Origin of the sequence: Legionella quinlivanii, from assembly GCF_003265995.1 — a bacterium.
GTDB classification, from domain to species: domain Bacteria; phylum Pseudomonadota; class Gammaproteobacteria; order Legionellales; family Legionellaceae; genus Legionella_C; species Legionella_C quinlivanii_A.
The window spans coordinates 83,207-104,522 of record NZ_MVJN01000003.1 but is presented as its reverse complement, the minus strand read 5'-3'; the positions used below and the strand labels follow the sequence as shown (position 1 = coordinate 104,522).

Here is a 21,316-nt window from a genome sequence, read left to right as displayed (position 1 = left end):
TCCTGCTTAATACAAAACCATGAAACTCGGGCTTATCGACAGGTGAGCCAGAATCCTATACAAGGGGAAACACATGAAAAAAGTTGGATTAAAAGCACTGGCCTGTTTACTAGGCGCCATGACCTCAATGTCTTATGCGAATCAGCAGTCCTGGAATAGCTGGGTGGCTGGTGTAAGGCAGGAAGCATTATCTCAGGGCATTCCGGCTTCATTGTTTGATCAGGCCTTTGCAGATATCCATGAACCCAGCAGGCAGGTTAAAAGTCTTGCTCGTTCACAACCTGAGCACCGCCTGACCTTCACTAAGTATTTAAATACTCGTGCGGATGCCTATCGTATTGCCATGGGTAAAAAGAATTATCAGCGAAATAAAGAACTGCTGGATCAGGTAGGACAAAGTTTTGGTGTCGATCCCTGTTTTATCGTCTCCTTCTGGGGAATGGAAACCAGTTATGGTACTTACATGGGCGACTTCCCGGTCATCAAATCCTTAGCTACTTTAGCCTATGATTCAAATCGTCAGGACTTTTTCCGTAAGCAATTAATGCTGGCCTTGCACATTGTCAACGATGGCCATGTAAACCTGAAGGATTTTAAAGGCGAATGGGCCGGGGCTTCGGGACAGCCGCAATTCCTGCCCTCAAGCTGGGTTGAGTACGCGGTGGATTATGATGGCGATGGCCGAAAAGATATCTGGAAGGCCAAGGCGGATGTCTTTGCCTCTATAGCCAATTACATGAAAAAGAATGGCTGGCAAACTGGCGAGCCCTGGGCTATCCATGTACGCCTGCCTGCCAATTTTGACAAAAGTCTGGAAGGTAAAACGACGGTGAAGTCGGTGAGCGAGTGGAACGCGATGGGCGTTCGCACCACCGACGGTAAACCGCTGCCCTATCAAAATCTCGAGGCCAGTATTGTACAGCCTAATGGCGGTCCGGTATTTCTCGCCTTCCCTAACTATAAGATGATTTTGCGCTACAATAATTCTATCTACTATGCAGGCGCTATTGGTTACATGGCTGATAAAATTTGTGGCAGAGTGAAATAACTGCCAAGCCAGGAAATGTCGCATTTGACTTGCCTTCCACGCAAGTGGGAGGCCTCTGGCGATAGCCTGATGCTGCTACATGGTTTAAACTTCCCAGCCAGACCATTTCGCCGCCTTACAAGGTGAATCATGGACCATTATCTAGATAAAACAGCAAGTCTTACTCCTCAGAGCCGACGGATTATTTGCGATAAAGCCACCGAATATCCGCACACCGGGCAATATGTCAAACCGATAAAACAAGGGACTTATCTTTGTCGCCGCTGTGGTTTGGCATTATTTCGCGGCTCAAGCCAGTTTCATTCCGGCTGTGGCTGGCCAAGTTTCGACGACAATATCATTCAGGCTGTTAAACAGGTTCCTGATGCAGATGGTCAGCGCACTGAGATACTTTGTGAACGTTGTGATGCTCATCTTGGGCATGTATTTACTGGCGAACACTTCACGCATAAGAATCTGCGTCATTGCGTGAATTCGGCATCGATTGATTTTGTAGAAAGCGATACGGTGCTTGATACAGAAGAGGCTATTGTAGCGGGTGGATGTTTCTGGGGAGTGGATCATTTTCTCAAGTTACTTCCCGGCGTGCTCAAGGTCGAGGTCGGGTATACCGGAGGTCATGTGGCAAATCCCGGTTATGAACAGGTTTGTCATGGCAATACCGGGCATTATGAGGCGGCAAGAGTCATTTATGATCGGAATCAAATTGATTATTACTCGGTTATCAGACGCTTTTTTGAAATTCATGATCCTACCCAGCGAAGCGGACAAGGTCCTGATATTGGGCCGCAATATCAAAGTGCTGTTTTTTATTATGATGATGAACAGCTGGAAACGGTACAAAAGCTGATTCAATTATTGCAGGCTAAAGGCCATCAGGTCGCTACAAAAGTATTGGAAGCGCAGGTTTTTTGGCCAGCTGAAGACTATCATCAGGATTATTATCAGAAGCACCACAAGGCGCCTTATTGTCATCGCCCGGTATCGAGGTTTGATTAATATCTCTGTTCGTGGACTGAGGAATCCCCTCATTTTTTCATTCAAAAAATAGTGTCATTTCCGCGTAGGCGGAAATCCATCTAGCAAACAAAGTTAGGAATTATCTTAGAAATAGATTCCCGCCTTCGCGGGAACGACACGATAATAGAGCTGTTTGAGCAATGTTAAGTCATCCGCTGACTATATAAAAAATGAGGGAATTCCTCAGCTCGCGGTAATTGTGTTATTTTTGCTGGCAACCTGGATTATTCTTTTTCGCGCTGATACACAGAATCGGCTTCTTTTGCCTTGCGTTCATTTTCTTTTAATTGCTGTTCGTTCATTTGCTGCTGCCAGAATTGAGAGGCCTGATCACGAAAGCGATTGAACTGGCGAAACAGCTTTCCAAGATGTTCCGCTAACATAGGCAATTTCCCAGGGCCAAACACAATGACGGCGACAATGGCAATGACCAGTAACTCCGCGCTGTTCATGAGTTCTTGTCGTCTTTGTCATCTGGTTTGTCTTCATCATTCATGGCTTTACGAAAGCTTTTAATAGCGCTGCCCAGGTCACTGCCTATATTTTTGAGTTTGTTAGTGCCAAACAAGGCAAGGATGATGAATAAAATGAGTAGTAATGACAAAGGACTGACGCCGCTTAAGCCCATATTAGCTCCTGTTTGTTCGATGAATTAAAGTAATTAAAGCCCCTCCGCAGGCAACCAGAAAGCTTGATAGCCCCAATTGTCGTGGATCCAGTAAACTAAAATAACTTAAAATGCCGATGGCTGCCAGACTTATAAAAATGCCTGTTCCCAACCCCCTGAACCAGAAACTTCTTTTTTGCGGCAGAGATAAATGATTGATCTGATACAGTGAGCGCATTTTTTCTTCTTTGCTAAGCATTAGCACCTCGTGCATGAGACGAGGCAGCTGCGGAAGTTGTTCCGCATAGAAAGGAAGATTGTCTCTTAGTTGCTGCAGGAAGGCCCGCGGCCCCATTTGCTGCTTTATCCACTTTTCCAGAAAAGGTTTGGCTGTTGCCCAGAGATCCAGCTCAGGGTAGAGCTGGCGTCCTAATCCCTCAATTGCCAGTAATGTTTTTTGTAACAATACCAGTTGCGGCTGAACTTCCATTTGAAAACGCCGGGCTACCTGAAACAAACGAAGAACGACCTGGGCGAAAGAGATGTCCTTAAGCGGTTTTTCAAAAATAGGCTCGCAAACAGTTCGCACGGCACTTTCAAATTCCTCGACCCGTGTATCTCTGGCAACCCATCCCGACTCCACATGCAACTGCGCAACCCGGCGATAATCTCGATTAAAAAAGGCGACCAGATTTTCAGCAAGATAGCGTTTGTCATTTTCATTCAGAGTGCCGATAATGCCAAAATCAATGCAGATGTACTGTGGATCATGCGGATGTTCATAGGAGACAAAAATATTGCCTGGATGCATATCGGCATGAAAGAAACAATCTCTGAACACCTGGGTAAAGAAAATCTCAACCCCGCGTTCGGCCAGTTTTTTAATATCAATCTGGTTCGCTTGCAGAGTGGCGATATCAGCTACCGGTATACCGTGGATGCGTTCCATCACCATGATATTTTCACGGGTATAATCCCAGAATACTTCCGGAATATAGAGTAAGGGTGAGTTTTGAAAATTGCGCCGAAGCTGGCCGGCGTTGGCGGCTTCGCGCTGCAGATCGAGCTCATCAATAAGATTGTGTTCAAATTCCTGAACAATTTCCCGCGGTTTCAAGCGCTTGCTATCCGCCCAGTAACGCTCGGCCAGATTGGCGATGGTATACATGATGCTCAAATCCTGCTGAATAATTTTTAGCATATTGGGTCTTAATATTTTAACAACGACTTCTTCGCCGGTTTTTAAACGGGCGGCATGGACTTGCGCCATTGAGGCGGATGCCAGCACATTGGTATCGAATTCGGCAAATACTTCAAAGGCGGAGCGCCCATAGGCGGCTTCGATTATCGATAATGCGGTTTTGCTGTCAAAAGGAGGCACATTGTCCTGCAGCTTGCAAAGCTCCAGCGCGATATCCGCTGGTAAAATATCCGGACGAGTTGAAAGCGCCTGACCAAATTTAATAAATATTGGCCCTAACTCCTCAAGGGTTTTGCGAATAGCCTCTCCACGGCTCAGTTTTTCCCTGCGAAACCAGTTCCAGGGGTTTAAATAGACAATAAAGCGGAATGGAGAAAAAAGACGAATGGAGACAATCACGCTGTCTAAACCATTGCGCGCCAGGATCGTATTGATATACAGAAGTCTAATCAGTTGCTTAACGGGTTTCATACGCTTTTTTTAATAAATTGAGTTTGGCTTGCAGCCGTTCGACATCCAGATTTAACTGATCAATATCGTGAAAAAAATCATCGATTTCTTCCCGAGGCGGAAACAGACGGGCTTCCTCATGAAGATAATCATTTAAGTTGCTGCGTAAAGAATCCTCTACCCGATTTTTCAAATCCATTCCCTGGCGAAGAAAAGAGCCTAACTGGTAAGCAATCACATCCCCGGTAAAGCGGGCCAGATGCCCCTCCCAATCAATATCCAGTTCATCAAACAGTTTTTTTACTTTCTCGCCCAGTTCAATGTCGCCTGAAATGTGAATTTTGTCATTGAAAAGTGAGCGTGCCCTGGAGGCAGGAAGAAGGCTTAAACGGATCAGCCCCAGGGGCGAGCTGTGGATTAAAGTATCCGGCTTTTCATCACAATGATCCAATAGCTTAAGACGCCCCTCCTTAAATTCTATAAAAAATTTAATTCCCAGTGTATCTATGGAAATTTCAATGATTTTGCCATTGAGTTCAGCAATTTTACCCGGCATAGTATCATCAAGAGACAGAGCCAGGTTGATGGCTTTTTGTAACACTTTTAATGAATATTTCTTAATCATAAAATGCTCTCAATATTTATGGGCAATGTGCAAAGCAACAATACCTCCGCTCAGATTATGATAATGACAGTCTTCAAAACCGGCTTTTTCAATCTGCGTTTTTAATTCTTCCTGGTTGGGATGCATGCGGATTGATTCCGCAAGATAGCGGTAACTGCTGCTATCTTTAGCAAATAACTGGCCCAATTGCGGTAGAACATTAAAAGAATACCAATCATAAATGGGTTTTAATCCGGGTAACACAGGCGTTGAAAATTCGAGTACCATTAATTTGCCCCCCGGCTTGCAAACTCGAAACATCGATCGCAATGCCTCATCTTTATCGGTTACATTTCTCAAGCCAAAGCCAATACAGATACAGTGAAAACTGTTATCAACAAAGGGAAGCATCTGTGCATTGGCCTGTGCATACTGTACGTTATGCAGCAATCCTTCGTTAATTAAACGTTTACGGCCTACTTCAAGCATAGCTGAATTAATATCAGCCAGTATGACCAAACCTTTGTCGCCTACCTTCTGGCTTAGTAATCGGGTTAAATCGCCGCTTCCACCCGCTAAGTCCAATACCGTTTGTCCAGGCCGGACCTGACTGAGCTCGACAGTAAACCGTTTCCACAAGTGATGAATACCAAAAGACATAAGATTGTTCATGAGATCATAATTTTCAGCGACTGACTGAAAAACTTCCCTGACTTTTTTTTCTTTGTCCTCCCAGGCAACGGACTCAAAGCCGAAATGCGTTTTTTGATGCTTGCTCATGGTTTGTTCGATAAAAAAGAATGCACTATGTTAACCGATTCTGTATATAAATGAGTAGCTTTTTCGCTTTTGCCAAAACTTAAAACACCCTCTATAAATAAGGATTTAATTCAATGGACGGTTACCTGCACAAGGCCAATAGGAAGATTATCTGGCACGATAGAAGAAAAAGTTAGTATTTTAGTGTAATCTCTTGACTGAAAAATCTAAATCTTTTTGTGTATCTTTATTTATCTATGGAAAATTTCAATACGGTCAATGCGGTATATATTGGCAAGGCTGAACGCTTGGCAGAGTTAAATAATGAGCTTGGCGGCGAAACCAGAATCATTGAAAATGTTGTGCTATCATCTCGTGCTATTAAGCCTTGTTTCGCTCTCGATACCTGGTTCAAACCGCAGATCCATCAGTTCACATCCATCAGCGAGGCGGTCAAATTATTAAAACAGGCAGGAAAATACTGGTACCTGCAACCTGCAAGCCATATCCGGCGCTCTCACTTGATTGTCGACCAATTGCGAAAGCTCCCTCCTTTACTGCGTTCCTTCCCTCTACAGGAGGAGATTCCATCAATCGGAGGCTTTTGTCTGCTTGATCAAAATACGCTCCTCTATAGCGTGGATCGTTTAAAACCCTGGCCCGCGGGTCACTGTTATTTCATAGAAGATAAGGTCAACCCTCCAAATCGTGCCTATTTGAAACTATGGGAAGCTTTAAGCCTGTTAGACCGATATCCAAGATCAGGAGAAAGTGCTCTTGATTTGGGTGCATCACCTGGAGGCTGGACCTATGTCATGCAATCGCTGGGAACCCAAGTGACGGCTGTAGATAAAGCTCCCCTTGAACCGCGAATTGCTGCCCTGCCAGGTGTCAGCTGCCTGAAGCAGAGTGCGTTTGCGCTTGAGCCTTCAAAACTGGAGAAGACCTACGACTGGGTATTGTCGGATATTGCCTGTTATCCAGACAGAGCATTGACGCTAATCAGAAAATGGCTTGAGTCTGGTAAAGCGGGTCAAATGATTTTCACGATCAAATTGCAGGGTGAAACGGACTGGGCCACGCTTAAAGAATTGCGCGAGATTGAGGGCTCTTCGCTTATTAATTTGTTTTATAATAAGCATGAGGTTACTTTCTTCTACCCGGGGTTTAATTAAATAGCCCTCTGGCTCACTTCAGACGTTTAAGCGAAAGCAGGTAATGCTCCTCAATATCCTGTGGGGGCATGCCGCGCTGGGCTTGCCACAATGTTTCAGCTAAACATTCCATCATCAGGTGTTCTACCTGTAACTCATCCTGATGCCTGGTTATCAGTTGCTGATAAATAACCAGAATACCGGCTGGGCGGTTAGTTGTAACCTGATCACGAATTGCCAGATGCATACCCAGATGCAGGAAAGGATTGCTTTGTCCCATCTCCGGAGTATAAGCTCTGGCCAGATTAGCCTGCGGGTCATCAAGAATGGCATGATATTCAGGATGCGAAAGAATGACATTCACTACTTGCTGCTCTAAAGCAGTCAATGCCTCTTGCTGACGGTATTTTCTCCAGCACTCAAAAAAAACTTGTCGCGTATCCTGAACATTATCCCCATAGAACATGGCATGCCTGCTTTAATTCAAAATCGCGAGTCTACTGCACATTAGCAATCGGGTCTACGAATAGTGTAAATTACTGTACAGAAATGTTGACAATAGCACATTTGCTGTGAGATATTCCGTTTGCGAGGTTGGACTTGCTATGTGTCATTCCACTGGGTCAATTGGCGACACACTGATTGGCCCTTTCTAAATCAAAATCTTCCCCCCCCCCCCTTGAATAACAAATTTTTGATTATCTGTTGTAATTTTCCGCAATTTGAAATAAAAAAGAAGCTCGACTTGTTTTCAATGGATGGAGATTTATATGTCAGGCTACCCTTTAATAGGTTATTTTTTTTCTCAAACGGCAGCATCAGAAACCCCGGCGCAGGGGAAGTCGCCTGAGAGCAGTTCTGAGACGGTCATTAGTCGCTTTGCAAGGCCAGATCATGCGTTCTCAGCTTCCTCAGAAACAGATCGTAAAATATTAACGGATCTCACCGAAAAATTTAAAAAGAGGCTTGAGGAATATCATTCAGCCAATGTCCTGGGAGTTATTTTACTATCGGCAACGGTTGGGCTTTACATTTCTTCGTATATATTCATTCCTGTGTTTCTTTCCCTGTTTGCGGGCATGGGTGCCGGTTATGAGTTAAAATCAATAGGAGAAAGAGAGAGACTATATAAACAGGCGCGTGCCGACCTCATTGATGTTTACCAATGGGCAATGGGTAAAGACACGGGCGATCATTGCAATAAGATGAATTGTGATGAAGTAAGAGATCTTATTTTTATATTGGGTAACTATGTTCCTTCAGCAACCATTATCACCTGGAAGAATGCCGAGCCTCGTGGTGGAACAAGCTTAGGAGCAATGGAAGCAATAGCAGCCGCTGTTTCAGCAGTTAAATCGATGTTTACAAGTACGGCTGAGCCTGATGAACAGCAGAAAAAACTGCAGGACTTTCTGGTATATCTCGCACAGGACAGCCATATAAAGACCTTGGCATATCAGGTTTATGGGCAGGATGCCGATGGCATTGGGAAGCTAGCCTGGCAGGCGATACAGCCGGAACTGCAGCGCAGGAAGGATAGCGCCGTCAACTATGCCAGGTCGGCATTTACGGCTAGTTGAATTTAAGTTAACGAATTATTGTAGGTTTGGCCCTTGCCCTAATGCCACTTAAGATATTTACCTACGTCCCTCGGACAAGCCGAGGGACGTAGGGGGTAAGGGTTAAAGCCTTAAGTAAGTGCCATTAGGCCAAGGGCTCGACCTATATGTCGTTGCATCCTGCGCAAATCTATGAAGTAACTAACTTCAAACCAATGACGATCATTAAAACCCCGCTGCCAAATTCAATCCGCCGCCATACTTTGGCGCGTGACAGCACTTCAGAAAAGTAAAAGGTGGTAAAGGTTAATGAGCTGAACCAGATAAAGCTGGCGCTAAGAACCCCGCAGAGGAATAGCAGTTTATGTTCGGGGAATTGGGCACTGCCGCCACCGATAATGACCAGGCTGTCGATTATGGCATGCGGGTTCAACAGACTGAAACCTAGTGCGAGCAGTAAAATCTGCAGGCGGTTACTGACCTGGCTAATCTCCTGCTTAGCCGTCGGAGCCGTCTTAAGCGCTTTTCTTACTGAAGTCAGTCCATAGTAAAACAGAAAAAGAGCGCCAAACCAGGTCACCCATATTCTTAAAGTGGGGTGGAGTTCAAGCGCCTGATTCAAACCAGCAATACTGGCACAAATGAGAATAACGTCACAGAAGAAACAAATGGCTGCCGACAGGACGGCGTGATGGCGCATGGCGCCCTGGCGAATTAAAAAAATATTCTGTGGGCCAAGGGCAGTAATCAGTGATAAGCCTAATAATAATCCATTGAGATAAATGGGCATAGTATTGGTTAAAAATTAAGGAGGGTTAATTATCGCTAATTTTGCACTATTATTAAACTGTTTTTTTGTGTTTTTCTTCGCTGCATCTTTCCCGAAGCTTTTCTGCTAATTTCAGTTGGCCGAACCGGGTTCTACATAATTTAACCAACTTGATCAATCATTATTTAATGGGCGATAGGCTTTGCTCAGATATCGCATTTTAGTGGCATATTTGCTGCGAAACACGATTGCAAGTTATAGTAGGAGAAGTATAAAATGCAAAACTAATTTTTCCTGCCTGAATGAACCCCGGTTAAGTGATTTAAGGAGGGAGCGTGCGCTCTTTGTTGAAGAATAATGCAAAAATAATAAGCTTTATATTGACCGCTGCAGTTTACAGCCCATGGGGTAATGCCGCTGACGTGCAAGCTGCGGCACAGGTGGCCATTCAGGCTGATAAGCCTGCTGCTCAACAAACCAGTTCAGTACCGCAGGAATCTCAACACAAGCAGATTCCAGAGATATTTATTGAAGGCTATTATCCGGAATATCCTCAAACCAAGGCCGCTGAAGGAGTACAGGCGGAATTAATCAAGCGCGGCGAATATCTTGCCAAAATGGGCGACTGCATCGCCTGCCATACCGATGTTAAAGGCAAAACGCCTGCTTTTGCCGGTGGTTTGGAAATTGATACGCCCTTCGGTAAGTTTTATAGCCCTAATATTACGCCGGATAAAGAAACCGGAATTGGAAACTGGACTGAAGCCGATTTTATTCGAGCTCTGAAAGATGGCCGCGATCCACAAGGGCGCAATTACTTCCCAGTATTTCCCTATATTTATTTCTCAAAGATTACCGATGACGATGCCAGGGCTCTTTATGCCTATTTTATGAGCATTCCCGCGGTCAATCAAAAAAATAAATCCCTGCCTTTCCCCTTTAACGTGCCGGGTGCACGCTTCAGTCTCTGGGGATGGAACCTGCTATTTTTCTTCCCTGAAGAAAATGAAATTCCTTATGATCCTGAAAAATCGCCGGCCTGGAATCGCGGACGTTATATCGTTGATGGTCTGGGGCATTGCAGTATGTGCCATACGCCGCTTAATGTCCTTGGCGCACCTAAAAACCGCTATTATCTTACCGGTGGATTTGTCGATGGTTATTGGGCGCCCAATATCACCCGACTTGGCCTGCGTTCAGCAAGTCATTATGAAGTCGCTGATGTCTTTAAGTCTGGCGAACTGATTAACAAAGCCGGACCTGTAGCGGGTCCTATGGCTGAGGTTAACCATAATAGTCTCGGTTATCTGAACGAAGAGGATACTCTGGCTATTGCGACCTATCTGAAAACAGTTGAAAGCGCTGAAACGCTGGGAGTAGCCCCCTCTGATGCACAACCATCACTGAAACGAGGCAAACAGGTTTATATAAACTCCTGTATCGTTTGTCATCAGCAAGGCAAAATGGGTGCTCCTCTTAATGGTGATGGTAATAACTGGTATCAGCGCCTCAAAAGCAGCGGACTAACCGGGCTATATCGCCACGCTATTCATGGCTACAATAGCATGCCGGTGAAAGGCGCCTGCGTAACCTGCTCTGATAATGATATTATTTCAGCGACAGATTATATCCTCAATCAATCACTTTCCCGTTCACAATGGCAGGATTTAACCAGCAGCGGCGGTGCCAAATATCCGTCCAACGGCAAAGATGTATACAATGAGAACTGCAGCGTATGCCATAAAGACGGTATTCAGGGCGCTCCAAAAATTGGGGACAAAGCCCTTTGGAAACCTATCATTCAAAAGAATATGGATGTGTTAATTGCGGAAATCCTCCATGGTGATGCGCATCCAAAGAATGGCGGCTGCAAACAATGTACTACTGATGAAATTATTGAGGCGATTAAGTACATGGTTAGTCAATCCAAAACAGAGGGTAACTACTCGCTCTGGTAGAGATGAGAGAATTTCAGCGGTGAAGCATATAATCTTCACCGATCCAATTTTTATGAATCGTCCATGACCCGGTGTCATGGCTATTAGCTGATGTGAGGAAAGGGGATGCAAAACAGGTTTCTGAATGTGAAACAAATCATTGCTCTGGCTGCAGGTCTTGGAATTGGCAGTAATGCCCTGGCCGCTGCGGATACCTGGCAGCTGAATATGTATAAGGGGGTTACCCCATTAAGCAAGGACATGTACTACCTGCATACCATTGCAATGGTGGTCTGTGCAATTATCGGTGTGGTTGTGTTCGGGGCGATGATTTATTCGCTGGTGCATCACCGTAAATCAAAGGGATATACCCCGGCTTCTTTTCATGACAATACCCGTTTGGAAATTCTATGGTCAATCATTCCCTTTCTAATTCTTGTCGGCCTGGCTATTCCAGCCACCAAAATTCTGATTGATCTGGAAGACGCCAGCGATTCGGATGTCACCATTAAAGTCGTCGGCTATCAGTGGAAATGGCAATATCAGTATCTGGATCAGGGAATCAGCTATTTCAGTAACATTGCCACGCCCTATCAGCAAATCCAGAACCAGGAGAAGAAAGGACAATGGTATTTGCTGGAAGTAGACAAGCCGCTGGTTATTCCAGTCCATAAAAAAGTTCGCTTTCTGGTAACAGCCAATGACGTAATTCATTCCTGGTGGGTTCCTGAATTGGGAATCAAGCGCGATGCCATACCTGGTTTTATGCATGAAGCCTGGGCGCGGGTTGAAAAACCTGGTATTTATCGCGGCCAATGTACGGAGCTTTGTGGAATTAACCATGCCTACATGCCGATCGTAGTGAAGGCAGTCACCGATGAAGAATTTGCCAAATGGGTAGAAGAGCAACCCAAGGTCGTTGATGAATACGCCGAAGGAGCTGGTGCTGCTGTCGAGCAAAAACCAATGACCCGCAAGGAATTGATGGATCTTGGAAAAACCAAATATGAGCAAATTTGTGCGGCTTGCCACAAATCTGACGGTAAAGGTATGCCACCCATGTTTCCACCCCTGAAGGGTAGTTCCGTTGCGGTTGGAAAACCTATTTCACGGCACATTGGAATAGTGTTGAACGGTGTACCCGGCACTGCAATGCAGGCTTATAAAGACCAGTTAAGCGATGCCGAAATCGCTGCTGTGGTTACTTATGAGCGTAATTCCTGGGAAAATAATACGGATGACGATGTTCAGCCGGCTGATGTAAACAAGGTTCGACATGGCGAAGATCAGGAACCGACCAAGGTCAATAAAGCTCAAGCTGGAGGTTTACAATGAGTGAAGTAACAACACATCAGAATACACATGATGCTCATCTCCATGATCATGAGCACGATCATGGCCCCGAACAGGGCAAGGGCGTTATGGGTTTTATCAAGCGTTGGGTATTTACGACCAACCATAAAGACATTGGAACACTTTACCTGTTTCTGGCATTGATTAGTTTCTTTGTCGCTGGCGGTATGGCGTTGGTGATTCGGGCGGAGCTTTTTCAGCCAGGACATCGTTTTGTTGATCCCAACTTCTTCAATCAGATGACTACCCTGCATGGGCTAATCATGCTGTTCGGTGTAGTGATGCCTGCGTTTACCGGTATGGCCAACTGGCAAATTCCAATGATGATTGGAGCACCGGATATGGCTTTACCCCGTTTGAACAACTGGAGTTTCTGGATATTGCCATTTGCCTTCGCATTATTGGGATCCACCATGTTTCATGCAGGCGGAGGTCCTAACTTTGGCTGGACCATGTATGCCCCATTATCCACCAAGTTTGCTCCACCAAGCACGGATTTCATGATTTTCGCAATTCATATGATGGGGCTTTCCTCTATTATGGGTTCAATTAACATCATTGCGACCATCTTCAACATGCGTGCTCCTGGCATGACTCTGATGAAAATGCCTATGTTCGTATGGACCTGGTTAATTACCGCTTTTCTACTAATTGCCATTATGCCGGTACTGGCAGGCGCGGTCACCATGATGCTGGCGGACCGCCATTTTGGCACCAGCTTTTTTGAGGCGGCTGGGGGTGGCGATCCGATTCTGTTCCAGCATGTATTCTGGTTCTTTGGTCATCCGGAAGTGTATGTATTGATTCTTCCTGCCTTTGGGGTTATTTCCGAAATCATTCCAACATTTAGTCGTAAGCCATTGTTTGGTTATCATTTTATGGTTTATGCAACGGTGAGTATTGCTCTCTTGTCATTCATCGTTTGGGTACATCACATGTTCACTACCGGAGTTCCTCTGGGTGCTGAGCTGTTTTTCATGTATACCACGATGCTTATTTCGGTCCCCACTGGAATTAAAGTGTTCAACTGGGTGAGCACCATGTTCAAAGGAGCCATGACCTTTGAAACCCCGATGCTTTTTGCCATTGCCTTCGTCTTTTTATTCACGATTGGCGGCTTTACCGGGTTAATGTTGTCCCTGGTTCCTGCGGATTATCAATATCAGGATACGTATTTCGTAGTCGGTCACTTCCATTACGTACTGGTTCCAGGTGCCATTTTCTCATTAATGGCGGCTACTTATTATTGGATACCCAAGTGGACAGGCCACATGTATAACGAAACCCTGGGCAAATGGCATTTCTGGCTCTCGGCTATTTCAGTGAATATTGCCTTTTTCCCGATGCATTTCCTGGGCTTGGCTGGTATGCCGCGCCGGATTCCTGACTACGCCTTGCAGTTCACCAATTTCAATATGATTTCAACGATTGGGGCCTTTATTTTTGGTTTCTCTCAATTGCTATTCTTATACAATGTGATCGCGACCGTCAGAGGCGGTAAAAAAGTGGATGCCAAAGTATGGGAGGGGGCTCATGGTCTGGAGTGGACCTTGCCTTCACCGCCGCCCTATCATAGCTTCTCTGTTCCGCCAACTATTAGCTAAGCGAATCAGCTGCAGAAGCAGCTGATATGCCGAACGACAACCATGAGGTATTAAATTTGGTTAAAAGTCATTTCAGGCTGGTGATACTGTTAACAGCGGTTGTTTTGTCCATGTTTGCATTCGGTTTTGCCTTGGTACCAATCTATAACAGCTTATGTAAAACTCTGGGAATCAACGGAAAAATCACCGGGCCTTCGGCGCGGGTTGAACCTTCCGAGCTAAAAGTTTCCAGGGAAAGAACGATAACTGTGGAATTTGTAGCCACGAATAATGGCAACTTGCGTTGGAAATTTTATCCGAAAACTACAAAAATCAAGATTCATCCGGGAGAAATTGCAAAGCTGGCGTTCTATGCTGAAAACCAGACCAACCATCGAATGACTGTACAGGCAATACCCAGTATAACACCAGGTATAGCAGCTAAATACCTAAAAAAAACGGAATGTTTTTGTTTTGCTCAGCAAACCCTGAATGGACATGAGGCGATGGATATGCCCCTTTTATTCCATCTGGATCCGGAGCTGCCGGAGAATGTCAAAACAATCACCCTGGCTTATACATTGTTTGATGTATCAAACCGGGTTATAAATTAGAAAAAGAATTACGTAGAAATTACTAACAGGAGATAAAGAAATATGGGAGCGCACGGCACCTATTACGTCCCCCAACCAAGCCACTGGCCGCTTGTGGGTTCGATTGGCTTAACGACTACACTGGTGGGCGCTGCATCCTGGCTTCATCATGACTGGTATGGCCCTTATTTGTTTACTCTCGGTTTAATCATCATGATCACCATGATGGTTGGCTGGTTTGGTCAGGTAATCTATGAAAACCAGAAAGGATTGTATGATCTGCAAGTGGATCGTTCATTTCGCTGGGGTATGTGCTGGTTTATTTTTTCTGAGGTCTGCTTTTTCGGGGCATTTTTCGGAGCGTTGTTTTTTACCCGTTTCTGGTCTGTTCCACTGCTTGGCGGTGAAATACATCCGATAACCCATTACACTTTGTGGGCAGATTTCAAAGCGACCTGGCCTTTGCTGCAGAATCCTAATAATCAGATATTTGCTGGTGCTCATGAAGCGATGGGAGCCTGGGGTTTGGCTGCGCTCAATACCCTCATCCTCTTAACTTCCGGGGTAACCATTACCTGGGCGCATTGGGCTTTAAAACTGAATAAGCGTCGTCAGCTGGTTATCGGTATGGCATTGACTGTTGCCTTAGGGATCCTCTTCCTCACGCTGCAGGGCTATGAGTATTATGAAGCCTACACAGAAAAGGGTTTGACCCTGGATGCAGGGATCTACGGCACCACCTTTTTCATGTTAACCGGCTTCCACGGCCTGCATGTAACTATTGGAACCATCATGTTGATTATCATCATGATCCGTTGCATTTATGGACATTTCACTCCCGAACGTCATTTTGCTTTCGAGGCTGTGGCCTGGTATTGGCACTTTGTGGATGTCGTCTGGTTATTCCTGTTTATCTTTGTCTATTGGCTGTAAAACAGGTCGCCGTCATCTCGAACGCAGTGAGAGATCTCCCAAATCTTGGTTTGTACCAGCATCCGGAGATCTCTCACTACGTTCGAGATGACATGGTATGGCACAGTTTGATAGATAATTGCTCGCATGTTATAATGCATGCACCTCTCTCCCTGTTAAATCTCTATTATGGGTATCAAAGATCTGCTTAGTCCCAGACACTATCCTCGTATAACCCATAAAAACCATGCTGTATACAGAGATCTGCTAAGACGGGTAGTCGACCTCATACCTGATGATCAGACAGAACTTGATTGGAGTGGTGAAGATTTATCGTCGCTTTCATTAAGCTCCTGCGATTTACTGGTTGAATATCTACCCGCCCGCATTAACTCGCTTGATCTAAGAGAAGTTAACTTAAATCGATTGCACCTGTTTAATATCCAGGAACTGAGTAAAATTATCGGCCTTAAACGTAAAACTGGCGGCCGCTTTGAAGTATTAAAATTTTCATTGGAGGATCTGCAGCGTTTTTTTGCAGATTGCAGTTGGGAAGGAAGACAAAAAATTGCCAGTTTGAATGAAGCAATGGCTGAGGTCCATGCAATTCACGTGATATCGAATTCTACTGCTAAAGTATATCAATCCGCAGAGGAGCTGCTTGATTTTCTAAAAACTCAACCGCGTCTACCCTCTGAAGAATTACCTCGCTTAGAACATCCACATGAAAACCTGCTCAAATTTATTAGTGAAGTCAGAACAACAATAGAAAGCCTCAGACAGGCCAGGTATTCGTTTTTCAACAGCGGTAAATTGCATAAGGCAGAAATGATTGAGGCGGCCCTGGAGCGGGCAATAGAAAGCGAGATGGTTGATCTTGATCTGTTTGTCCGTGGAAAACATCAGGGTAGTGCCTATAGCCTCTTCGATGCGCTTAATTATAACCGGCTTTGGATTCAACGAGAGCACACCACCACGCTTCGGGAATTGCATACAAACAATCCACTGTTCAACTTAATTCCATCAGTTTGATATTTTTATTGCAAAGATCACAATTGGGTGTTCACCAGCAATCCCGGCTGAAAATTAATATTTCCAATCTCTAAAGCATAGGTAAAACGGTAGTGATCATAGGATATTGATTTAATCGATGCTTCGCCGCGGAAATATCTGGATTTAAAAAGAACGACACTATCTTTATCCAGAAATTCAGTGCTGGTTACACTCAGGCTATGTTCAGTCAGTTCAAGAAGATAGCTAGTCACTTTCATTTGACCGCAGCTAAGCAGAACCACCAGCGGCTCTACAGGTTGGATCTGCATAGGACCCCCCTACCATCGTTTGCAGGTTGATGGCAATTTCAAACAGCATATTATGAGTATGGTTGAGGGGCATGCAAAAATAAAATTTACTTCTCGATTATTTGACGAATTACACAGTCGAGGTCATGCAAACTGTCGTAATGAATAACCAGGCTGCCTTTGCCATTTTTGCCGGGTTTTAATTTGATTCTTGACTTCAGATGCTGGGAAAGGGTTTGAATCTGTATTTGAGTGTGAGCCGGGATTTCCCGATCTTCAGCTTGAGGCGCTTTACCTTCTTTGAGCCGGTTAACCAGTTTCTCAGTTTCGCGGACAGAAAGGCATTTCGCAATTACAAGTTTGGCCACCTGAATCTGTTGCTCCGCGTTTAGCATAAGCAGCGCTCGGGCATGGCCCATGTCCAGATCATCATGCTCTACCATACGCATTACTTCTTCAGCCAGGCTTAGCAGGCGCAGATAATTGCTGACTGCAGTGCGTGATTTTGATAATAACTCGGCAATCTGCTGATGCGTCAATTCAAACTCATGGTGCAGCCTGCCCATTGCTCTGGCCTGATCCATTGGATTAAGGTCTTCACGCTGCAGATTCTCAACCAAGGCCATCGCCATCGCTGTTTCATCATCAACTTCTTTAATAATTACCGGCGCTTCGCTTAAACCGGCTAACTGGCAAGCGCGCCAGCGGCGTTCACCGGCGATAATTTCGTATTTTTGATTCTCTAAAGGCCTAATGACAATTGGCTGCAGCAGACCTTGCTGCCTGATTGATCCTGCTAACTCCTCAAGCGAGACCTCATCAATCGCTTTTCTGGGCTGATATTTACCTGGCTGTAGTAAATCCAGTTTTAATTTACTGGATTCAGACGGTTTGGCAACAGGAATTGCAGTAGCAGGGCTGGTTCCTAATAATGCGGACAGGTTTTTACCCAGGCTGCCTCGTTTAACTGACATATATTGACCTCTAACTGGTTACAGTTTGTTTGCTGATGACTTCGGCGGCCAGTACCATGTAAGCGGCGGCTCCGGGTGATGTTCTGTCGTATTGTAATGCAGGCATCCCGTGGCTGGGCGCTTCGGCCAGTCTGACGTTACGCGGAACGACGGTGCGATAAACCTTATTGCCGAAATGATCAAGCAATTGGCGCGACACTTCAGAGCAAAGTCGATTACGGGAGTCATACATGGTTCTTAAAACCCCCTCAAGCTGCAGGCGGGTGTTGACTGAACTTCTGATTTGTTCGACTGTGTTTAAAAGTGCGGCAAGTCCTTCCAGAGCGTAATATTCACACTGCATGGGAATTAATACAGAGTCAGAAGCTACCAGAGCATTGATGGTGAGCGTATTTAATGCCGGCGGGCAATCAATTAATATAAAATCATAATTGTTCTGTATGGGCTGCAGGGCTTTGAAAAGAAAGGTTTCACGGTGATTTCTCTCCATAAGACTGACTTCTGCAACGGTTAAATCTCCATTCGAGGGAATGATATCGTAACCACAGGCGGTAACCAGGCAGGCTTGTTCAGCCAGGCAATCTCGTAAAATAACTTCATTGCAGGTATGTACGAGTGCGTTTTTATCCACACCGGAACCCATGGTGGCATTACCCTGAGGATCCAAATCAATTAAAAGTACATTCTGGCGGTGTGCAGCTATAGAGGCAGCCAGGTTTATTGCGGTGGTGGTTTTGCCAACGCCGCCTTTCTGATTGGTAATAGCAATAACTTTGGCCATCGTTATTCCTTGGTAGTATTAGCAATAATGATACAGCAACGTTCACCATCGAGACCCGGTACGCTGTAGGGAATAACCTTAAAACCTTGGTCGATAGTGCTTAATTCAATTTCAGGGTAGCGTCCTTTCATTGCCAGCCAGATGCCGTCGCTGGCAAGCAAGTGTTTCGTCCAGCTTATCATCTGCGACAGATCACTGAAAGCCCGACTTATCACTGTATCAAAACCTGGCGCTGGTTTATAGTTTTCAACGCGTGATTCGATAATTTCAATATTGCTCAGATTAAGCTGGCGTTTAACTTCCTGCAGAAAACGAATTTTTTTGCCATTGCTGTCCAGTAAACTGATTTGCAAATGCGGGTGAGCAATAGCGAGCGGAATGCCTGGCAAGCCGGCGCCGGTGCCCACATCAATGAGCCGCGGGCCTTGCAGCCATGGCGAAATGGCCAGGCTGTCCAACAGGTGTTTGCTTAGCATTGCGGGCAAATCACGAATGGCGGTCAGATTGTAAGCCTTGTTCCATTTCTGTAAAAGCAGTAAATAATTAAGTAAAGGCTCAGGTGATACGGATAGCCCTAGTTGCTGCAAGCCCTTTTCTAATTCTGGTTCGATAGTCTGCATTATGCGGGCATCCGATGTTTTTTCAAATGAACCAGCAACAAGGATAATGCGGCCGGAGTAACGCCTGAAATGCGGCCTGCCTGCGCCAGAGTAGTCGGTCTGATTTTAGCAAGCTTTTGTACCACTTCATTGGAAAGTCCTGTGACCTGGGCATAATCCAGAGAGTCTGGTAACTGTGTTGTTTCATGCTTTCGTAAACGTTCAATTTCCAACTGCTGACGCTCAATATACCCTGCGTATTTGCTTTGAATATCGAGCTGTTCAGCGACTTCGTCGCTCAATTCGGGTAACTCCAGACTGTCTAAAGCCTGTAATTGCTGATAGCTGATTTCGGGGCGTTTCAAGAGATCAATAGCTTTGCAATCCTGCTGTAGAGGTTTTTCCAGCAGCTTTTCGAGTACCTCCTGATTATCGGCGCGAATAGCGGTGCTTTGCAGCAGAGTTTTACTGCGCTCAATTGCTTCACGTTTTTCAGAAAAATGCTGCCAGCGCTTTTCCTTGACCAGCCCAAGTTCACGGCCTTTCGCGGTTAAGCGTAAATCGGCATTGTCTTCACGCAGAAGGAGCCGGTATTCGGCGCGCGAAGTGAACATGCGGTAAGGTTCCTGAGTTCCCAGGGTAATTAAATCATCAATCAGTACGCCGATGTAGGCTTCATCACGACGCGGGCACCATAGCGCCTGTTCTTTAACCAGTAAGGCGGCGTTCATTCCGGCGATAATTCCTTGTGCCGCAGCCTCTTCGTAACCTGTTGTGCCATTGATTTGGCCGGCGAAAAACAGATTGCTGATGGCCTTGGTCTGTAAAAAGGAGGTTAATCCGCGTGGATCGAAATAATCATATTCAATCGCATAGCCTGGACGGGTGATGTGGGCATTTTCAAAGCCTTTAATAGAACGGACAAATTGCACCTGAACCTCGAAAGGCAGGCTGGTTGAAATGCCATTCGGATAAATTTCATCACTGGTCAGCCCCTCCGGTTCTACAAAGATCTGATGTGAGGATTTATCAGCAAAGCGCACCACTTTATCTTCAATGGAAGGGCAATAGCGCGGGCCTACGCCTTCAATAACCCCGGCATACATTGGGGACTGGTGAAGATTAGCCAGAATAATTTCATGAGTTTGGCTGGTGGTATGTGTAATGTAGCAGGGCAGCTGCTGCGGATGCATAGCAAGATTACCCAGATAGGAAAATACCGGAACCGGCGTGTCCCCGGGTTGAATCGTCATTTGTGAATAATCCAGTGAACGGCTGTCAATCCGCGGCGGAGTGCCTGTTTTTAGTCGGCCAACTGGTAAATCCAGTTCACGGAGTTTATGAGCCAGGGCAATGGCTGGCGGATCACCTGCCCGACCGCCGGCGTATTGGGCCATGCCGACATGAATTTTGCCGCCGAGAAAAGTGCCAACGGTCAGCACCACGGCTCGGGCGCGCAGCTTTAAACCCATTTGCGTGATAACCCCGGCAATCTGTCCATTTTCAATAATGAGATCATCAACTGACTGCTGAAACAGGCTTAAATTAGGTTGATTCTGCAGAAATTGCCTGATCGCCTGACGATAAAGAACCCGGTCAGCCTGTGCGCGGGTAGCGCGTACAGCCGGCCCTTTGGACGCATTAAGAATGCGAAACTGAATTCCTGCCTGATCAGCAGCAAGTGCCATCACCCCATCCAGTGCGTCAATCTCTTTAACCAGGTGCCCTTTGCCAATACCGCCGATGGCGGGATTGCAGGACATTTGACCGAGCAAGTCCATGTTATGGGTTAACAGTAAAGTTTCAGCCCCAAGTCGGGCTGAGGCGAGAGCTGCTTCGGTACCGGCATGGCCGCCACCGACTACAATGACATCGTAATGCTTTTCCAGATTCATAATCGTAAGAAGTTGGACAACAAAAACAAAGGATTATACACATTTTTGACTATTCACCCAAGTTCTATGCGCATTTGTATTCGCCTGTTTAACCAATATCCATTGATTAATTCCAGTAAATATCGTTTCAGGATTGTAAAAATGAAAAAACTAAGCTTGTGTGATAAATACCTGCTATGTTATAAAAAAGAACAGCTTGTGCCTTTTTAAAAAATCA

22 protein-coding genes are annotated in these 21,316 nt (G+C 45.5%); 10 read left to right on the top strand and 12 right to left on the bottom strand.

Going from position 1 to position 21,316, the window contains the following annotated elements:
* Nucleotides 1–73: 73 nt before the first annotated feature.
* Complete coding sequence (locus B1207_RS04220) at nt 74–1,048, top strand: lytic murein transglycosylase (protein WP_112218753.1); 975 nt, start codon at nt 74–76, stop codon at nt 1,046–1,048.
* A gap of 129 nt (nt 1,049–1,177) precedes the next feature.
* Nucleotides 1,178–2,047 carry a bifunctional methionine sulfoxide reductase B/A protein gene (locus tag B1207_RS04215; RefSeq protein WP_112218752.1) on the top strand — a complete coding sequence of 290 codons (870 nt, stop codon included), beginning with the start codon at nt 1,178–1,180 and terminating at the stop codon, nt 2,045–2,047.
* A gap of 245 nt (nt 2,048–2,292) precedes the next feature.
* Here B1207_RS04215 and B1207_RS04210 read toward each other — a convergent pair whose 3' ends face one another.
* From B1207_RS04210 to ubiE, 5 genes are read right to left on the bottom strand one after another with little or no spacing between them, the layout of a single operon-like run.
* Nucleotides 2,293–2,520, bottom strand: a complete 228-nt coding sequence (locus B1207_RS04210) for a Sec-independent protein translocase subunit TatA/TatB (RefSeq protein WP_058506967.1) — start codon at nt 2,518–2,520, stop codon at nt 2,293–2,295.
* On the bottom strand, nt 2,517–2,696 hold the full coding sequence (gene tatA / locus B1207_RS04205) for a twin-arginine translocase TatA/TatE family subunit (protein WP_112218751.1): 180 nt from the start codon (nt 2,694–2,696) through the stop codon (nt 2,517–2,519). The genes B1207_RS04210 and tatA overlap by 4 nt, the downstream gene beginning before the upstream one ends.
* Nucleotide 2,697: 1 nt before the next feature.
* Nucleotides 2,698–4,347, bottom strand: a complete 1,650-nt coding sequence (ubiB, locus tag B1207_RS04200) for a ubiquinone biosynthesis regulatory protein kinase UbiB (protein ID WP_112218750.1) — start codon at nt 4,345–4,347, stop codon at nt 2,698–2,700.
* Nucleotides 4,334–4,951 (bottom strand): ubiquinone biosynthesis accessory factor UbiJ, encoded by a 618-nt coding sequence (locus B1207_RS04195; RefSeq protein ID WP_112218749.1) that lies wholly within the window; start codon nt 4,949–4,951, stop codon nt 4,334–4,336. Before B1207_RS04195 ends, ubiB begins: the two co-directional genes overlap by 14 nt.
* A gap of 9 nt (nt 4,952–4,960) precedes the next feature.
* A complete protein-coding gene (gene ubiE / locus B1207_RS04190) occupies nt 4,961–5,710 on the bottom strand; it encodes a bifunctional demethylmenaquinone methyltransferase/2-methoxy-6-polyprenyl-1,4-benzoquinol methylase UbiE (RefSeq protein ID WP_112218748.1) in 750 nt (249 codons plus the stop codon).
* 236 nt (nt 5,711–5,946) lie between these two features.
* On the opposite strand from ubiE, the gene B1207_RS04185 reads away from it, so the two are divergent.
* Nucleotides 5,947–6,864, top strand: coding sequence for an SAM-dependent methyltransferase (locus B1207_RS04185; RefSeq protein ID WP_112218747.1), 918 nt, complete (start codon nt 5,947–5,949; stop codon nt 6,862–6,864).
* A gap of 13 nt (nt 6,865–6,877) precedes the next feature.
* Here B1207_RS04185 and B1207_RS04180 read toward each other — a convergent pair whose 3' ends face one another.
* A complete protein-coding gene (locus B1207_RS04180) occupies nt 6,878–7,309 on the bottom strand; it encodes a DUF1841 family protein (RefSeq protein ID WP_112218746.1) in 432 nt (143 codons plus the stop codon).
* 304 nt (nt 7,310–7,613) lie between these two features.
* On the opposite strand from B1207_RS04180, the gene B1207_RS04175 reads away from it, so the two are divergent.
* A complete protein-coding gene (locus tag B1207_RS04175; protein WP_112218745.1) occupies nt 7,614–8,423 on the top strand; it encodes a hypothetical protein in 810 nt (269 codons plus the stop codon).
* Between the two features lie 169 nt (nt 8,424–8,592).
* Here B1207_RS04175 and B1207_RS04170 read toward each other — a convergent pair whose 3' ends face one another.
* Nucleotides 8,593–9,192 (bottom strand): LysE/ArgO family amino acid transporter, encoded by a 600-nt coding sequence (locus tag B1207_RS04170; RefSeq protein WP_112218744.1) that lies wholly within the window; start codon nt 9,190–9,192, stop codon nt 8,593–8,595.
* A 491-nt stretch (nt 9,193–9,683) separates the two neighbouring features.
* Between B1207_RS04170 and B1207_RS04165 the strand changes: the two genes are divergently transcribed.
* The 6 genes from B1207_RS04165 to B1207_RS04140 all read left to right on the top strand — a co-directional run bounded on the left by B1207_RS04165 (nt 9,684) and on the right by B1207_RS04140 (nt 16,581).
* The gene (locus B1207_RS04165; protein ID WP_112219007.1) at nt 9,684–11,129 is read left to right on the top strand and encodes a c-type cytochrome; all 1,446 of its coding nucleotides are present in this window, start codon (nt 9,684–9,686) and stop codon (nt 11,127–11,129) included.
* A 105-nt stretch (nt 11,130–11,234) separates the two neighbouring features.
* Nucleotides 11,235–12,443, top strand: a complete 1,209-nt coding sequence (coxB, locus tag B1207_RS04160) for a cytochrome c oxidase subunit II (RefSeq protein WP_112218743.1) — start codon at nt 11,235–11,237, stop codon at nt 12,441–12,443.
* Complete coding sequence (ctaD, locus tag B1207_RS04155) at nt 12,440–14,065, top strand: cytochrome c oxidase subunit I (protein WP_112218742.1); 1,626 nt, start codon at nt 12,440–12,442, stop codon at nt 14,063–14,065. Before coxB ends, ctaD begins: the two co-directional genes overlap by 4 nt.
* 26 nt (nt 14,066–14,091) lie before the next feature.
* Nucleotides 14,092–14,658, top strand: coding sequence for a cytochrome c oxidase assembly protein (locus tag B1207_RS04150; RefSeq protein ID WP_112218741.1), 567 nt, complete (start codon nt 14,092–14,094; stop codon nt 14,656–14,658).
* A 42-nt stretch (nt 14,659–14,700) separates the two neighbouring features.
* Nucleotides 14,701–15,570 carry a cytochrome c oxidase subunit 3 gene (locus B1207_RS04145; protein WP_112218740.1) on the top strand — a complete coding sequence of 290 codons (870 nt, stop codon included), beginning with the start codon at nt 14,701–14,703 and terminating at the stop codon, nt 15,568–15,570.
* 168 nt (nt 15,571–15,738) lie between these two features.
* Nucleotides 15,739–16,581: a hypothetical protein gene (locus B1207_RS04140; RefSeq protein ID WP_112218739.1), complete on the top strand. Its 843-nt coding sequence runs from the start codon at nt 15,739–15,741 to the stop codon at nt 16,579–16,581.
* 17 nt (nt 16,582–16,598) lie between these two features.
* Here the strand turns inward: B1207_RS04140 and B1207_RS04135 are convergent, their stop codons facing one another.
* The 5 genes from B1207_RS04135 to mnmG form a co-directional block, all read right to left on the bottom strand.
* Nucleotides 16,599–16,871 carry a hypothetical protein gene (locus B1207_RS04135; RefSeq protein WP_112218738.1) on the bottom strand — a complete coding sequence of 91 codons (273 nt, stop codon included), beginning with the start codon at nt 16,869–16,871 and terminating at the stop codon, nt 16,599–16,601.
* Nucleotides 16,872–16,957: 86 nt separating this feature from the next.
* Entirely contained in the window at nt 16,958–17,824 is an 867-nt protein-coding gene (locus B1207_RS04130) for a ParB/RepB/Spo0J family partition protein (protein WP_112218737.1), read from the bottom strand.
* A gap of 10 nt (nt 17,825–17,834) precedes the next feature.
* Nucleotides 17,835–18,605 carry a ParA family protein gene (locus B1207_RS04125; RefSeq protein WP_058506983.1) on the bottom strand — a complete coding sequence of 257 codons (771 nt, stop codon included), beginning with the start codon at nt 18,603–18,605 and terminating at the stop codon, nt 17,835–17,837.
* A gap of 2 nt (nt 18,606–18,607) precedes the next feature.
* A complete protein-coding gene (gene rsmG, locus B1207_RS04120; RefSeq protein WP_112218736.1) occupies nt 18,608–19,225 on the bottom strand; it encodes a 16S rRNA (guanine(527)-N(7))-methyltransferase RsmG in 618 nt (205 codons plus the stop codon).
* Nucleotides 19,225–21,099, bottom strand: coding sequence for a tRNA uridine-5-carboxymethylaminomethyl(34) synthesis enzyme MnmG (gene mnmG, locus B1207_RS04115; protein ID WP_112218735.1), 1,875 nt, complete (start codon nt 21,097–21,099; stop codon nt 19,225–19,227). The genes rsmG and mnmG overlap by 1 nt, the downstream gene beginning before the upstream one ends.
* Nucleotides 21,100–21,316 lie beyond the last annotated feature (217 nt).